The sequence below is a fragment of the Shewanella sp. HL-SH4 genome, from assembly GCF_051164845.1.
Lineage (GTDB): Bacteria > Pseudomonadota > Gammaproteobacteria > Enterobacterales > Shewanellaceae > Shewanella > Shewanella glacialimarina.
In genome coordinates, this window is sequence record NZ_CP195037.1 from 89,772 (window position 1) to 104,510 (window position 14,739).

Consider the following 14,739-nt stretch of genomic DNA (forward strand, 5'->3'; position numbering starts at 1 on the left):
TTAATTAGCTCAGTTTGATAATGCTAAGATGTTAAAATTAATTGATCTCTTAATTGCTTAACCTCATCACGAACGGCGGCGGCCTGTTCAAACTCGAGATTTTTTGCATGTTCATGCATCTGTTTTTCAAGTCGATCAATTTGATGGCTCAAATCTGCAATGCTGGAATATTGGGTATGAGGCTCAGCCACTTTATCATATAGAGTGTTTTTATTTGCTCGCTTGTCTTGCTTACTGTCCCCCATATCCATCACATCTGTGATATTTTTAACCACACCTCTTGGGGTAATCCCATTTATTTCATTATGCAGTCGCTGCTTCTCACGGCGTCTATCCGTCTCTCCCATAGCCTTAGCCATTGAGTTAGTGATCCTGTCTGCATATAAGATCACTTTACCGTTAATATTGCGGGCGGCCCGACCGATGGATTGGATCAATGAGCGCTCTGAACGTAAAAAACCTTCTTTATCCGCATCTAAAATGCATACTAAGGAGACTTCAGGTAAATCTAGACCTTCACGTAATAAGTTAATCCCAACAAGTACATCAAAATGTCCTAAGCGAAGATCACGAATGATTTCCATCCGCTCGACAGTGTCAATGTCTGAGTGTAAATAGCGAACTTTAACCCCATGTTCATCTAAATAATCAGTTAAGTCTTCACTCATTTTTTTGGTTAACGTGGTCACTAAAATACGTTCATTAACCGCGACTCTTTTATGAATTTCAGACAATAAATCATCAACTTGTATTCCAACAGGCCTGACTTCAATAACAGGATCAAGTAAACCCGTTGGCCTAACAACCTGTTCGGCAATTTCACCTTCACTTTTATCCAACTCATATTGACTTGGGGTAGCTGACACAAAAATGGTTTGTGGCATCAAGTTTTCAAATTCTTCAAATTTTAATGGTCGGTTATCTAATGCCGAAGGCAGTCGAAACCCATAGTCGACTAAATTAGTTTTCCGGCTTCGGTCACCCTTATACATAGCGCCAATTTGTGGCACGGTGACATGGGACTCATCGATGATAAGCAAACCGTCTGCAGGTAAATAATCCAATAGTGTTGGCGGCCCTTCTCCTGGAGCCCTACCAGATAGGTAGCGTGAATAATTTTCAATGCCAGAGCAATATCCAAGCTCCACCATCATTTCAACATCGTACTGCACTCGCTCAGTGATCCGCTGAGCCTCAATTAACTTGTTGTTCTCGAGTAAATATTCTCGTCTCTCGCGCAGTTCTTCTTTGATGAATTCAGTTGCGGCCAAAATCTTTGATTTCGGAGTCACATAATGGGTTTTAGGATAAATAGTCGTTCTAACAATACGCTTAATAATGTGTCCGGTTAACGGGTCAAACTCACTTAATCGTTCTATTTCGTCGTCAAACAGCTCAATTCGAATTGCATCTCTTTCAGAATCAGCAGGAAATATGTCAATCACTTCACCACGAACCCGGTATGTACCACGCTGAAGTTCAATATCATTACGCTTGTACTGCAATTCACTTAGCCGGATCAATATGTCACGCTGCCCCATAAAATCGCCTTGGCGCAGATGTAATAGCATTTTCAAGTAAGAATCTGGATCGCCTAAACCATAAATGGCTGAAACAGAGGCAATTAATACCACATCTTTACGCTCTAAAAGTGCTTTAGTCGCTGATAGTCGCATTTGTTCGATATGAGCATTGACCGATGCATCTTTTTCAATAAAGGTGTTTGACGCGGGGACATAAGCTTCAGGCTGGTAATAATCATAGTAAGATACAAAATATTCAACCGCGTTATCGGGGAAGAACTCTTTCATCTCACCATAAAGCTGAGCTGCAAGGGTTTTGTTAGGCGCCATAATAATCGTTGGACGTCCCATAGTCTCAATAACATTGGCAATGGTATAGGTTTTCCCCGATCCTGTAACACCTAGCAAGGTTTGACTGGCAATACCATTGCGTATCCCTTCGACCAATTGCGCGATTGCGGTTGGCTGATCACCAGCCGGGGTATATTGAGAGGCTAAACGAAAAATCTTTTCTGGCACGCAGGTTCTCTAATGATTAAATGTCGCCATTATCATAATAAAAAATAGCCATTAACCCTAGATAATATTTTATGGCGTTGTAAACGAAAAAAATTAATGTATGACGATTTAACGATCAAATGATGAAATAATTAAACAGGATCTAATTTGCCAGTAAACAGCTCAATTACTAAGCTAAACCGCAGTGAAAACTGCAATTTAATGCACAATGCTTGTTTGAAACTGATTACATTTTTGCAACAGTGAATATGTCGTGATAAAGAAACATGTTGCATTTTTTTACTGTATAAAAAACAGTTACTTAATCACTTGCTAAATAAATCTACCATTTTAAGTTGAACTGAGGCTTAATCAGCGTTTGCAGGCAACAAAACAGAGTAACCCACAAGCTTATCCACAGATTTAGTGGATAACTCATACAACCTCAGTCAGGGTGCGGGGTTGACGTTATGGTCAATTCATTAAAGTGTCATCTTGGCTTGATGAAAGTTTATTACATTTGAAAGCTAATCTCACCTTGCCATGAACACAACAGCATTGTCCCTTTCTTTTTGCATTGTCCAATAACATGCCTAAACCACATCAAGCATACTAGCAAAGGAACTCTCCCAAAAAATAGTGGTTACTTCAAATTCAATATAATCTAAAGTCTTGCATTAGAAAATTACTGTGTACTTACTATACCCACAAAAAATGTTGGCTAAGTAGTGCTATTAACCTAATTGTTGATTTTACAGAACTAATAAAAAATTGATGCGATTTCTCTAACACGACTAAAAATGCAATTACTTCATTTACTTGAGTGAAGTATCACCATATTAGATAAAATATTATTATCAGCTAATAATTGCTACCCACTAAAAACTACCAAATTTGACAATAAGTGCTGAAAAGTCGTGCACGATGCACATTACATGAGCAGTTAACAAGTTAATTGCACTTTTTTTTATAACTCGAGTTGACTCATGCTACTAGGCGTTTTACTATGCGCTCCGTTCTCAGCAATACATTGCTAAAACGATTCCCCAGTAGTTCAGTCGGTAGAACGGCGGACTGTTAATCCGTATGTCACTGGTTCAAGTCCAGTCTGGGGAGCCATTAGTAAAATTGTTAGGGTAATATTATATAATTCCCCAGTAGTTCAGTCGGTAGAACGGCGGACTGTTAATCCGTATGTCACTGGTTCAAGTCCAGTCTGGGGAGCCATATAATGTCACATTTAAGTATTCCCCAGTAGTTCAGTTGGTAGAACGGCGGACTGTTAATCCGTATGTCACTGGTTCGAGTCCAGTCTGGGGAGCCACTTAAAAGTATTTGATCAATTCCCCAGTAGTTCAGTTGGTAGAACGGCGGACTGTTAATCCGTATGTCACTGGTTCGAGTCCAGTCTGGGGAGCCATCAAAACTAATAGCAATCAAAAATAAGTATCCTCAATTCCCCAGTAGTTCAGTTGGTAGAACGGCGGACTGTTAATCCGTATGTCACTGGTTCGAGTCCAGTCTGGGGAGCCATACATCAATTTCTTATTAAAACTTGTTATTCACCCCCCCTATTAGTATTAAGCAAATATTTAAATAACTGCTAAAATATAGTCTATTCAGGCTAATGTTTTCAGCTGTATAATCCTGTTATCCTTCACATCCTTTTAATGACCCCGTTTATAGGACTTACAAGAAAACTCAAAAGCTTAACTTGTTTAAATATTGCTCTGCCTTTAGTGTTAGTTAATAAAGGATCACTTTTATAAAATGGATATGTTATGGGCTTATCAAAATCCTTTCATCTGGTACTGTTAATCGTCTTCGGCTTGCTCTTTTATCAAATTTATACCATTGAAAACAACCAGGTCCGAATACAAGGCGATGCTGCACGACAACATTTTGCCGAATATATTGAGAAATACAGTTATTGGACTGGAAATGGTGATGATTTATTTAAAACATTCAGCAGAGACTATGACTTCCAGTTTTTCCAATATGTGCATAACTCCGATAGCATCCATAACTTTACTTATGGTTCGCTAGCAAAAACAGACCAATCGTTTGCAGATACCGTATTTAATATCGACCTTGGATATAGCTTTACTTTTCCTGATGGCCGTATGCAAGTGAAACTAAACCCTATTGCAGCAATAGAAACCAGTCTGTACAAACTTGAACAAGTCACTCAGCTATTAATTTTGGCCTACGTGATTCTGATGCTGTTATTCACCATACTCATTTTAGTGCATAAACGTCGAATCAAGTATGCGGCACAATATATTGATAACATTTCCACACTTTCTTTTCAGGCGGTAGAAATGTCACGCCTTAGGGGCGTATTAAAACCTCTTGGTAATGCATTAGAAAAGTGCCGTTCCAAACTAAAAGAAAGTTTAGAGATCATTAGAGTTGACAATGAAAAACTCACAAAAGAGGCCTATCAAGACCCAATTACTGGTTTCTCAACCCGTCATAGATTCAACGCATATTTAGAAAAAATAACACAGTCACAAAAAAATCTTTTTGGTACTTTAGTTGTCGTCAAAGCATCTGAATTAACCAATGTGAATCAATTATATGGACGGATTGCTGGCGATAATTATTTAGCAAAATTATCAGACTGTATACGTAATGCAGCCCCAAGACAGGCAAAACCAGAACATTTTAGAATATCAAGTAGCGATTTTGCGGTTTTTTTGGATGGTGTTTCCATAAAAGAAAGCATTAATTACATCGAAAAACTTAAACAACAACTCGATGACTATACTCAAAGTACTCAACAAGATTCAGTTGCTCACATCGGAGTTGTACCCTATATGTCTGACAATGATCCGATCACTTTACTCGCGATGACAGATTCAGCGGTCAGTATTGCGCAAACCTTAGGACCCAATCGTTATCACTATTTAGAGAAATTTGACGGTAATGAAACATTTGGAGATGAACATTGGAAAATCACCATCAACGATATTATTAATCGTAGGGGAATAAAGTTTTTCCAACAACCCATTTTACCCTGTAATACCGACAACGACTTATATCGTGAATTACTCGCAAGATTTTACAATGCTGAGGGTAAACATTTACCTACAGCATCAGTTATTGCGATGTCAGAGCGATATGGCCTGAGTATTGAATTAGATAAAATGATTATTACCAGTACCTTACAATTGATGAAAGAAAACCCATTATTGACTGGCATGTTGGGTGTCAATATCAGTGCAACATCAGCCTTGCAAGCAGTTTTTGTTTACTGGTTAAAAGAGGTATTAACTCACCATCGTACAGAAGCATCTAGATTAGTCTTCGAGGTCAATGAGTCTGGTATGCAAACTAATTTAGCGGCAAGTTTTAATTTTGTATCAGAAATACATAAAGTAGGTGCAAAAGTTGCTGTCGAGCGATTTGGTTTAGGTTTTACCTCGTTTAAGTTTTTCAGAGAGGTTCGCCCTGATTACATTAAATTGGATAATAGCTACAGTAATTCGATTGAATCAGACAATAACAATAAATTTTTTGTTCGAATGATTGTCGATATAGCAAAGCGTCTTAATATTTTGGTTTTAGCGACAGGGGTTGAACGTCAAGATGAAAAGCTAACCCTAGAGAAGTTATTAGTCGATGGCCTGCAAGGATACTATATTGCCAAACCAGATAGCGTTATCAACACTGATTAATAGGCTATTAATTCATTTTCTGGCAAGCAAAATGAACATTTTTTATCAAGGTTAATGATTATCTCGTTAACCTTGTTTTTTATCCGTTGTTTATCAGTGCTAAACCTTAGATAATACCCAGATGTTTTATTAGAAAATGTGCAGCAATGACAGAGTATCTCCTCTTATTGATTGGTACCGTACTGGTCAACAACTTTGTATTAGTTAAATTTTTAGGTTTATGTCCGTTTATGGGTGTATCCAGTAAACTGGCATCGGCTGTGGGTATGTCTATGGCTACCACCTTTGTACTTACTTTAGCCTCAATTCTTAGCTATTTAACTAACGAGTTTCTACTACAACCATTCGACTTATCCTACTTACGTACCATGAGCTTTATTTTGGTTATCGCTGTGGTTGTTCAGTTCACTGAAATGTTAGTTCAAAAAACCAGCGCCACTTTACATCGTGCGCTAGGAATTTATCTACCTCTTATTACGACTAACTGTGCAGTGTTAGGCGTAGCCTTGCTCAACGTTAATGAAGACCATAACTTTATCCAATCCGCTGTTTACGGATTTGGCGCCGCGGTTGGTTTTTCTTTGGTGCTGATTTTGTTTTCTGCGATGCGTGAGCGCCTTGCGGCGGCAGATGTCCCCTTGCCATTTAAAGGCGGCGCGATAGCAATGATTACCGCAGGCCTTATGTCACTTGCCTTTATGGGCTTTGCAGGGCTGGTTAAGTAATGATGACAAGCATTTTTATTGCAGTAGCTGTCTTAACGATAGTGGCCATTGTTTTTGGCGTTATATTAGGCTTTGCTGCAGATAGATTCAAAGTTGAAGGCGATCCGATAATCGATCAAGTTGAAGCATTACTACCACAAACCCAATGTGGTCAATGTGGATATCCAGGTTGTAGGCCATACGCAGAAGCCATTGCTAATGGTGATAAAGTCAATAAATGCCCTCCTGGTGGCACAGCCACAATGGAAAAGCTTGCTGAATTAATGGGAGTTGATCCAGAACCACTGAATGCTGAAGCCCAAGAGTCGGTTAAAAAAGTCGCTTACATTCGGGAAGATGAATGTATTGGTTGTACCAAATGCATTCAGGCATGTCCAGTAGATGCTATTTTAGGCGCTGGTAAGCTAATGCATACCGTTATTGCCAAAGATTGTACTGGCTGTGACTTGTGTGTTGAGCCTTGCCCGGTAGATTGTATTGATATGATCCCTGTTGAAACAACCCTTAAAAATTGGGACTGGAAGCTCAATACCATTCCTATTACTGTGTTGTCTGAAACTCGAGAGGAAATATAGTGTTAACTTTATTAGAACAATTAGATAAAGGCTCACTGTGGCAATCTCCTGGTGGCATACATCCACCTGAGCTTAAACACCTTTCTAATCAACAACCGATAGCTCGACTGCCATTAGCGAAACAATTCATTGTGCCTGTACCTCAGGTGGGTGAACAAGCTCGATTAATTGTCGAGTTAGGTCAATCTGTGTTAAAAGGTCAAGTGTTAACCGAAGGGAGTGGGTTTATCTACTTGCCAGTACACGCTCCCACTTCAGGCATAATTATGGGTATTGAATCTGTTGCAAGTAACCATGCATCGGGTTTGCCCGTAATGAGCTGTATCATTGAAGCAGATGGTTTAGATACCTGGTGCGAGTTAGCACCCTCGGATATTTTATCCGTTAGTAATGATGAAATAATCGCTAGAATTAAACAAGCTGGGATTGCGGGTATGGGCGGCGCGGCCTTTCCTACTCATATTAAGCTCAATACCGCCAGTAAAATTGATCTCGTGATTATCAATGGTATTGAATGCGAGCCTTATATCACATCAGATGATCGCTTAATGCGTGATTACAGTAATGAGATATTGGCAGGTATAGAGATTATTTACCGCGTGATTAAGCCGCAACGGATTATTATCGCCATTGAAGATAATAAGCCAGAAGCGGTTGAAGCAATGAAAGTTGCTATCAGCCACAGTCAGTTGCCTCCAAACAGTACCAGAGTAACCGTAATACCAACTAAATACCCTTCTGGGGGCGAAAAACAACTTATTCAAATTATCACTGGCAAAGAAGTGCCTAGTGGTTGTCTACCTTCTCAATTAGGGATAGTGGTCCAAAACGTCGGTACCGCATTCGCCATTCAAGATGCTGTCATTCACGGGAAGCCTTTGGTTGAACGAGTAGTCACATTAACCGGTAACAATATTCACCGCCCGGGGAATTATTGGCTGCCCATCGGCACGCCGATTTCAACCGTACTTGATCAAGTTAATTTTAGCGTCGAACAAAATCAAAAAGTCATTATTGGCGGCCCAATGATGGGCTACGCTATTCAAAATACCAATGTACCTATTCTTAAAGGGACTAACTGTATTTTGGCGCCATCTGCTACCGAAATAGCTCCTGACAGTATAGAGAAAGCCTGTATTCGCTGTGGTGAATGCGCTATTGCTTGCCCTGCACTATTATTACCACAACAATTATTTTGGCACGCAAAGGCAGAAGAATATGACAAAGCCGCCAGTTTTAACTTACAAGATTGTATTGAATGTGGCTGCTGTAGTTATGTGTGCCCAAGTGATATACCGTTAGTTGAATATTATCGTATTGCGAAATCAGCACTTAAAATTGAGGCTGAAGAAAAAGTGCAAGCTGATAAAGCCAAAGTGCGTTTTGAAGCACGACTACAACGTTTGGAAGATGAAAAGCTAGCACGCGAAGCCAAAGCTAAAGACGCGGCAGCAAAACGACAAGCAAGTATGAAAACGACTGACAAAGATGCTGTTGCCGCTGCTATGGCACGTATTGCCGCTAAAAAAGCATCTGCCACGCAAGATGATAATGTCATGGCGACAGAATTAACGCCTAACACACAAGTTAGTCAACAACCCAGTAACGATGTTAATAACACCTCTGACAAAAAGTCCGCTGTCAGCGCAGCAATTCAAAGAGCGAAGGCAAAGAAAGCCGCCCAAGTGCAAAATAGCGATACACCAGCGACTGATAGAGTCGTACTTGATTCGACACATGCTAATAATACTGAACCAGTTAAAGCAGCCTTGTCGCAACAAGAAAGAGCTGCGGCTGCTGTTGCACGTGCCAAAGCCAAAAAGGCGTTGCAGACACAACAAGCTGAAATCGTTAGCACTGAACAAGCGAATAGTGACGAACTTAACAATGCGATAGCTGACGTCGCTGAACAACCTTATGTGTCAGCACAAGATACAGATAAACAAGCAAGAGTGGCTGCGGCAATTGCTAAAGCAAAAGCTAAGAAATTACAGTCAGTAGTGGCTGACAACACAATAGCTGACCAACTTGATAAAAGTGCAGAATTAGCTGCGTCAGCAGAACATAAGCCAATCTTGACAGAACCAACAAATGATATAAGCCAAAGTCCTGATGACCTTAAAAAAGCCCGAGTTGCTGCCGCAATTGCAAAAGCAAAAGCGAAAAAAACGTCATCAGTAGCCCTAACGGAAGAAGCGCCAGTAGGTAAAAGTACAACTAATATTGCATTAACAAAAGACAGTGCAGCCGAACATACAGTACAAGATAAACAAGCAAAAATTGCCGCAGCAATTGCTAAGGCAAAAGCTAAAAAGCTCGCTCAACAAGCAGAGAAAGAGGATTAAACATGGCATTTAAAATTGCCTCATCACCCCATGTAGCCACCACACTGCAAACGGCTAAAGTTATGCAACGCGTTGCTTTATGCCTACTACCTGGGATTGCTGCACAGCTGTATTTTTTCGGCTTTGGGACTTTATTACAAATCGTGCTGGCTGTCATAACCGCTTATGTGGCAGAAGCTGTTATATTACGCCTGCGTAATCGTCCTATAGTCCCCACACTAGCAGACAATAGTGCACTGGTAACAGCCCTTTTACTGGCCATTGCAATTCCCCCGCTAGCCCCTTGGTGGATTATCGTTATTGGTACACTTTTCTCTATTGTTATTGTTAAAAATTTATACGGTGGGCTGGGAAATAATCTTTTCAATCCTGCTATGGCTGGCTATGTTTTGTTGTTAATTTCTTTTCCTGTGCAAATGACTGATTGGGTATCTCCTGTGTCTGTAGCACAACATTCGGTTGACTTATCCTCTGCATGGCACGCGGTTATAGGCTCATCGTCAGAATGGGTTGCTATAAACCATAATCTTGCTATTGATGGCACCACTATGGCCACGCCGTTAGACACCCTTAAAACAGATTTATCTATGGGGCTAACCACTAACGAAAGCTTAACTAAACCGATATTTTCTGGAATGGTGGGCGCTGGCTGGTTTGCCGTCAATCTTGCCTTTTTAATAGGCGGATTAATCATGTTAAAGCTCAACGTGATCCGCTGGCACATTAGTACTGGAATCTTAGTCGCTTTGTTTGTGTGCTCCAGTTTTGGTTTTTTACTTAATCCAGATACCCATGTCAGCCCAATAATGCACTTATTTTCCGGTGGCACTATGTTGGCCGTTTTCTTCATTGCCACCGACCCAGTCACTGCAGCAACCAGTGCAAAAGGAAGACTCATTTTTGGTGCAATGATTGGCATACTGATTTATGTGATTAGAACTTATGGAGGCTACCCTGATGCGGTTGCATTTGCAGTTTTACTTGCCAACATGTGTGCTCCATTTATCGACCACTATGTTCGACCAAGAACTTATGGTCATCGCTCAGGGAGTTAATCTGTGTCATTAAAAGATAATTCAATGCTTAAAAACGGCACAATCCTCGGTGTATTTGCACTGTGTTGTACCGGTTTAGTTGCCGTGGTCAATGGCTTAACCAAAGATACCATTCACCAACAACAAGTCGCTCAGTTAAGTCAAACATTAACCCAAGTGATCCCTGCTCAATATCATGATAATGAGCTAGTTTCACAGTGCATTTGGGTTAACTCCCCTGATTTACTCGGCACATCTGATGACTTACCCGCTTATATCGCTATGAAACAACAGCAGCCGACAGCAATAGCTATAGAAGCAATTGCCCCAGACGGCTACAACGGCGCGATTAAGATTATTATTGGTATCGACAACGATAATAGAGTACTAGGAGTTCGTACCCTCACCCACCAAGAAACACCCGGTTTAGGGGATAAAATTGAGGTAAGAAAATCCGATTGGGTAACTGAATTTACTGATAAAATTTGGGAACAAGAAGATAAATCCTGGTTCGTAAAAAAAGATGGCGGCCAATTTGATCAATTCACTGGCGCCACAATCACCCCAAGAGCATATGTTAAAGCCATTCGCAATGCGGTCGCCTTTGTTGAGGCTAATCGCAAAGATTTGTACCTAGGTGGACGACCTTGTGGAGAAACAGAAACACATGAGTAAGTATCAAGAAATTGCCAAGCAAGGCTTATGGTCAAATAACCCCGGATTAGTCCAGCTACTCGGTTTATGTCCGTTATTAGCGGTTACCGCGACAGTCACAAATGCGTTGGGTTTAGGCCTTGCCACTTTATTAGTATTGGTAGGTTCCAACATTTTAGTGTCTTTAGTTCGTGATCTTGTGCCTAAAGAAATCCGCATACCGGTTTTTGTGATGATCATAGCCGCACTCGTCACCTGTGTTCAATTACTGGTTAACGCTTATGCCTACGGCTTATATTTATCCCTTGGAATATTTTTACCATTGATAGTGACCAACTGCGTCATTATTGGCCGTGCCGAAGCATTTGCATCTCGTAACTCCCTCGCCCACTCGGCATTTGATGGCTTAATGATGGGGTTAGGATTTACTGCTGTGTTAATAGTTTTGGGCGCAACACGTGAAATTATTGGTCAAGGAACCCTATTTTACGGCGCGGATTTATTATTAGGTGATTGGGCTAAATCATTAACCATACATCTTTGGCAAGTTGATAATGCCTTCCTGTTAGCACTACTACCACCCGGTGCTTTCATTGCAATGGGTTTATTAATTGCACTTAAAAATTGGATTGATGATGCGATAAGACAACGTCAGCCTAAGGTGCAAACAGAGGCTGTAGCCCGCGTAAGAATTACTAAAGTGAGCTAGCATTACTGATGAATAAAGATAAGCGTGCACAAATCCTAACCCGGTTAAGAGATAACAACCCTAAGCCAGAAACCGAGCTTAACTTCAGTTCGCCCTTTGAATTGTTAGTTGCGGTGACACTGTCCGCACAGGCGACTGATGTCAGCGTTAACAAAGCTACCGACAAGTTATTTCCTGTTGCCAATACTCCACAAGCTATTTACGACTTAGGTGTCGATGGTCTAAAGAACTATATTAAAACGATTGGCCTGTATAACAATAAAGCCATTAATGTGGTGAAAGCCTGTAAAATGCTAATTGACCTTCATGGTGGTCAAGTACCCGAAAATAGAGAAGCATTAGAAGCCTTGCCTGGTGTTGGGCGCAAAACCGCTAATGTTGTACTCAATACAGCATTTGGCTGGCCTACCATAGCTGTGGATACTCATATTTTTAGAATGGCAAACAGAACTAAATTTGCCCCTGGAAAAAATGTCGATCAAGTCGAGCTTAACATGCTAAAAGTGGTGCCGAGTGAATTTAAAGTCGATGTTCATCACTGGTTTATTTTACATGGTCGTTATACATGTCTGGCGCGAAAACCACGTTGTGGTTCTTGTATTATCGAAGACTTGTGCGAGTTTAAAGAAAAGGTTTACCCCAATGAATAAGCGTTTATGATTAAGTTGGGATCAAAAAAGCCGCTAATGCGGCTTTTTTATTACTTAGCATTAATGAACTATTGTGCTCTTAAAAAAGTGACACGAAGAATGCACTGAAACAAATTGCAATGATCACTGTAGTACCTAAAGCCATTTTAAGTTCGGTTGTCATGTTTAACCCTCCCATCTATTATGGGTAAATAATAACGCGATAGAAATAATTTCATAGGGAGAAACAACACAATTGTGATGTAAAGCAAATATTTCATGCTTTATCGCATGCCTGTAAAATAATACTCAAGCGAATATCTAGGTTTACCGACCAGATCTGACACTCTGGCCTATTATACACCCGTTACTCTTGATATTATTCTGGTTCACTCTTTATACCTGTTTTGAAAGGACAATTAACATGTCACAGCTTTTACACACCATGATCCGTGTGGGCAACTTAGATCGCAGTATCGCTTTTTATACTGATGTAATGGGAATGAAATTACTCAGAAAATCTGAGAATGCGGAGTATAAATATACCCTAGCATTTGTCGGCTTTGGCGAAGAGTCTACCGGACAGGCTGTTATTGAACTGACCTATAACTGGGGTGTTGAACAATATGATTTAGGTACTGGATTTGGTCATTTAGCAATAGGTGAAGAAGATATCTATGCCCGTTGTGAAGCCATTGCCGCAGCAGGTGGTAAAATTACTCGCGCACCTGGACCAGTCGCTGGCGGTAAAACGCAGATCGCTTTTGTAGAAGATCCTGATGGATACAAAATTGAATTAATTCAAAAGAGTTCAGCAACGGCCGCATTAGGATAATGCTTTAGTCCCACACAGTTTACTAGTGAAAAAAAGCCAGCTTACGCTTAACACCGATCAGTTAAGAAACTGATCGGTTGACAGCAAAAATGATCCTACGAAAATGGCTCCTTCTTTTGAACGGAGTCATTTTTTATGTTGTCTAACTGGCTTATTGATACTGAATTACTTGTCGCCCCCGAAGAACTATCTATCTTTCAAAAAGAATTGCCGTTGGAATGGATTGAACAAGCTTTGGAGCTAACCAACAAAGCAAGTATTAGGCGCAGAAAACTTCCAGCAGAATTAGTCGTTTGGCTCATCGTTGGAATTGGCCTCTACCGAAATCGTTCCATCGCTGAAGTCGTCTCCAAGCTCGACTTAACGTTAGTTGATAAGTTGGGAGAAACCGTTGCACCAAGTGCTATCCCGCAAGCCAGACAGCGACTAACAGCCGCTCCCCTTAAAGCCCTTTTTGATATCACTTCTAAACACTGGTGTCATAGGGAAGACAGCCAAGATACATGGCATGGTCTTCAGTTATTTTCTGTTGATGGAACGACATTTCGATGTGCAGAAAATACCGAGAATTCAGAGCATTTTGGCTATATCAGTAATCAGCATAGGAAGCAGTCCGTATACCCAGTAGCCCGCTTATGCGCACTCATGTCATTACGAAGTCGTATGATAAGAAATGTAAAATTTGGTCCGTGTAGTAAAGGGGAAATTAGTTATGCTCGAGAGCTAATTGGATCAGTTCCAGCTAATTCTCTCACTATTTTTGATAGTTGTTACTTTAGTGCAGATCTTATGACAAGTTGGTGGGGAGCCAACCAGAATAGTCATTGGCTTACACCACTCAAAAGTAATACACGCTTTGAAGTCATCGAGCAATACGCTGACAACGATTATCTAGTTGAGATGCCAGTATCACCACAAGCGAGAAAAAAGAACCCAGAGCTACCTGAAAAGTGGCATGCAAGACTAGTGACCTATCAAGAAAAATCCCAGGGCAATCATATTACAGGTGTGCTGAGTTCATTAACCAATAGAAGCCAATACTCCTCTCAAGATATATTAGATGTCTATTTCGAACGCTGGGAGATAGAAAATGGCTATGGAGAAATCAAGCAATATCAACTTGATGAGAGTATTTTATTAAGAAGTCAGACAGTTGAAGGTATTTATCAGGAGATTTGGGGATTACTGATAGCGTACAACTTGATCCGAGTTGAAATAAGCCAAATCGCTAAAGAGGCAGAAGTGTCACCATTACGGATTAGCTTTGTAATGGCGATGCGCTATATACAGGATGAGTTGATGTGGTGCGCAATTGCTTCGCCAGGAACAATCCCTAAAAAGCTCAAAGCAATGAGGGAAAACGTTAAGCAATTTATCTTGCCCAAAAAACGAAAACGGCCCAAAAGTAGGACCGTTCGAATTAACAAAACCCGCTATCCAGTTAAGAGAAGAAACCCTTAACTGAATGGTGTTAAGCTTACGCTGGCTTCTATTTATCAGTTTGCTGTCTTAGCGCAATTCCTTGCTAGCGC

General features: G+C 40.6%; 11 protein-coding genes and 5 tRNA genes. 15 read left to right on the forward strand and 1 reads right to left on the reverse strand.

The features are described 5' to 3' along the window. Positions 1 to 23: 23 nt before the first annotated feature. Positions 24 to 2,042 carry an excinuclease ABC subunit UvrB gene (gene uvrB, locus ACRWQL_RS01390; RefSeq protein ID WP_434951896.1) on the reverse strand — a complete coding sequence of 673 codons (2,019 nt, stop codon included), beginning with the start codon at positions 2,040 to 2,042 and terminating at the stop codon, positions 24 to 26. A gap of 1,022 nt (positions 2,043 to 3,064) precedes the next feature. Here uvrB and ACRWQL_RS01395 point away from each other — a divergent pair. The 15 genes from ACRWQL_RS01395 (at position 3,065) to ACRWQL_RS01465 (ending at position 14,668) form a co-directional block, all read left to right on the forward strand. Next, positions 3,065 to 3,140: transfer RNA gene (locus ACRWQL_RS01395), tRNA-Asn, on the forward strand. A 32-nt stretch (positions 3,141 to 3,172) separates the two neighbouring features. Beyond that, a tRNA-Asn gene (locus tag ACRWQL_RS01400) sits at positions 3,173 to 3,248 on the forward strand. A 21-nt stretch (positions 3,249 to 3,269) separates the two neighbouring features. After that, a tRNA-Asn gene (locus ACRWQL_RS01405) sits at positions 3,270 to 3,345 on the forward strand. Positions 3,346 to 3,365: 20 nt separating this feature from the next. Further along, a tRNA-Asn gene (locus tag ACRWQL_RS01410) sits at positions 3,366 to 3,441 on the forward strand. A 37-nt stretch (positions 3,442 to 3,478) separates the two neighbouring features. Then, positions 3,479 to 3,554 (forward strand) — tRNA-Asn (locus ACRWQL_RS01415). Positions 3,555 to 3,802: 248 nt separating this feature from the next. Continuing rightward, positions 3,803 to 5,701, forward strand: coding sequence for an EAL domain-containing protein (locus ACRWQL_RS01420; RefSeq protein WP_434951898.1), 1,899 nt, complete (start codon positions 3,803 to 3,805; stop codon positions 5,699 to 5,701). 146 nt (positions 5,702 to 5,847) lie between these two features. Then, entirely contained in the window at positions 5,848 to 6,426 is a 579-nt protein-coding gene (gene rsxA, locus ACRWQL_RS01425) for an electron transport complex subunit RsxA (protein ID WP_235084718.1), read from the forward strand. A gap of 2 nt (positions 6,427 to 6,428) precedes the next feature. Beyond that, positions 6,429 to 7,001: an electron transport complex subunit RsxB gene (rsxB, locus tag ACRWQL_RS01430; RefSeq protein ID WP_434929039.1), complete on the forward strand. Its 573-nt coding sequence runs from the start codon at positions 6,429 to 6,431 to the stop codon at positions 6,999 to 7,001. Beyond that, on the forward strand, positions 7,001 to 9,346 hold the full coding sequence (gene rsxC, locus ACRWQL_RS01435; protein ID WP_434951900.1) for an electron transport complex subunit RsxC: 2,346 nt from the start codon (positions 7,001 to 7,003) through the stop codon (positions 9,344 to 9,346). Before rsxB ends, rsxC begins: the two co-directional genes overlap by 1 nt. A 2-nt stretch (positions 9,347 to 9,348) precedes the next feature. Continuing rightward, positions 9,349 to 10,401 carry an electron transport complex subunit RsxD gene (gene rsxD, locus ACRWQL_RS01440; protein ID WP_434951902.1) on the forward strand — a complete coding sequence of 351 codons (1,053 nt, stop codon included), beginning with the start codon at positions 9,349 to 9,351 and terminating at the stop codon, positions 10,399 to 10,401. A 24-nt stretch (positions 10,402 to 10,425) separates the two neighbouring features. Further along, a complete protein-coding gene (gene rsxG / locus ACRWQL_RS01445; RefSeq protein WP_434953442.1) occupies positions 10,426 to 11,055 on the forward strand; it encodes an electron transport complex subunit RsxG in 630 nt (209 codons plus the stop codon). Continuing rightward, positions 11,048 to 11,743, forward strand: coding sequence for an electron transport complex subunit E (locus tag ACRWQL_RS01450; protein ID WP_434931919.1), 696 nt, complete (start codon positions 11,048 to 11,050; stop codon positions 11,741 to 11,743). The genes rsxG and ACRWQL_RS01450 overlap by 8 nt, the downstream gene beginning before the upstream one ends. A gap of 8 nt (positions 11,744 to 11,751) precedes the next feature. Further along, on the forward strand, positions 11,752 to 12,393 hold the full coding sequence (gene nth, locus ACRWQL_RS01455; RefSeq protein WP_434951903.1) for an endonuclease III: 642 nt from the start codon (positions 11,752 to 11,754) through the stop codon (positions 12,391 to 12,393). Positions 12,394 to 12,796: 403 nt separating this feature from the next. Further along, complete coding sequence (gene gloA, locus ACRWQL_RS01460) at positions 12,797 to 13,207, forward strand: lactoylglutathione lyase (protein WP_434951905.1); 411 nt, start codon at positions 12,797 to 12,799, stop codon at positions 13,205 to 13,207. Between the two features lie 135 nt (positions 13,208 to 13,342). Further along, the gene (locus ACRWQL_RS01465; protein WP_434950041.1) at positions 13,343 to 14,668 is read left to right on the forward strand and encodes an IS4 family transposase; all 1,326 of its coding nucleotides are present in this window, start codon (positions 13,343 to 13,345) and stop codon (positions 14,666 to 14,668) included. Positions 14,669 to 14,739 lie beyond the last annotated feature (71 nt).

Coding starts and splice junctions, on each gene's coding strand:
- ACRWQL_RS01465 (WP_434950041.1), top strand. CDS start 13,343: ATGTTGTCTAACTGGCTTATTGATACTGAATTACTTGTCGCCCCCGAA.
- rsxG (WP_434953442.1), top strand. CDS start 10,426: ATGCTTAAAAACGGCACAATCCTCGGTGTATTTGCACTGTGTTGTACC.
- rsxB (WP_434929039.1), top strand. CDS start 6,429: ATGACAAGCATTTTTATTGCAGTAGCTGTCTTAACGATAGTGGCCATT.
- gloA (WP_434951905.1), top strand. CDS start 12,797: ATGTCACAGCTTTTACACACCATGATCCGTGTGGGCAACTTAGATCGC.
- rsxA (WP_235084718.1), top strand. CDS start 5,848: ATGACAGAGTATCTCCTCTTATTGATTGGTACCGTACTGGTCAACAAC.
- nth (WP_434951903.1), top strand. CDS start 11,752: ATGAATAAAGATAAGCGTGCACAAATCCTAACCCGGTTAAGAGATAAC.
- rsxD (WP_434951902.1), top strand. CDS start 9,349: ATGGCATTTAAAATTGCCTCATCACCCCATGTAGCCACCACACTGCAA.
- ACRWQL_RS01420 (WP_434951898.1), top strand. CDS start 3,803: ATGGGCTTATCAAAATCCTTTCATCTGGTACTGTTAATCGTCTTCGGC.
- ACRWQL_RS01450 (WP_434931919.1), top strand. CDS start 11,048: ATGAGTAAGTATCAAGAAATTGCCAAGCAAGGCTTATGGTCAAATAAC.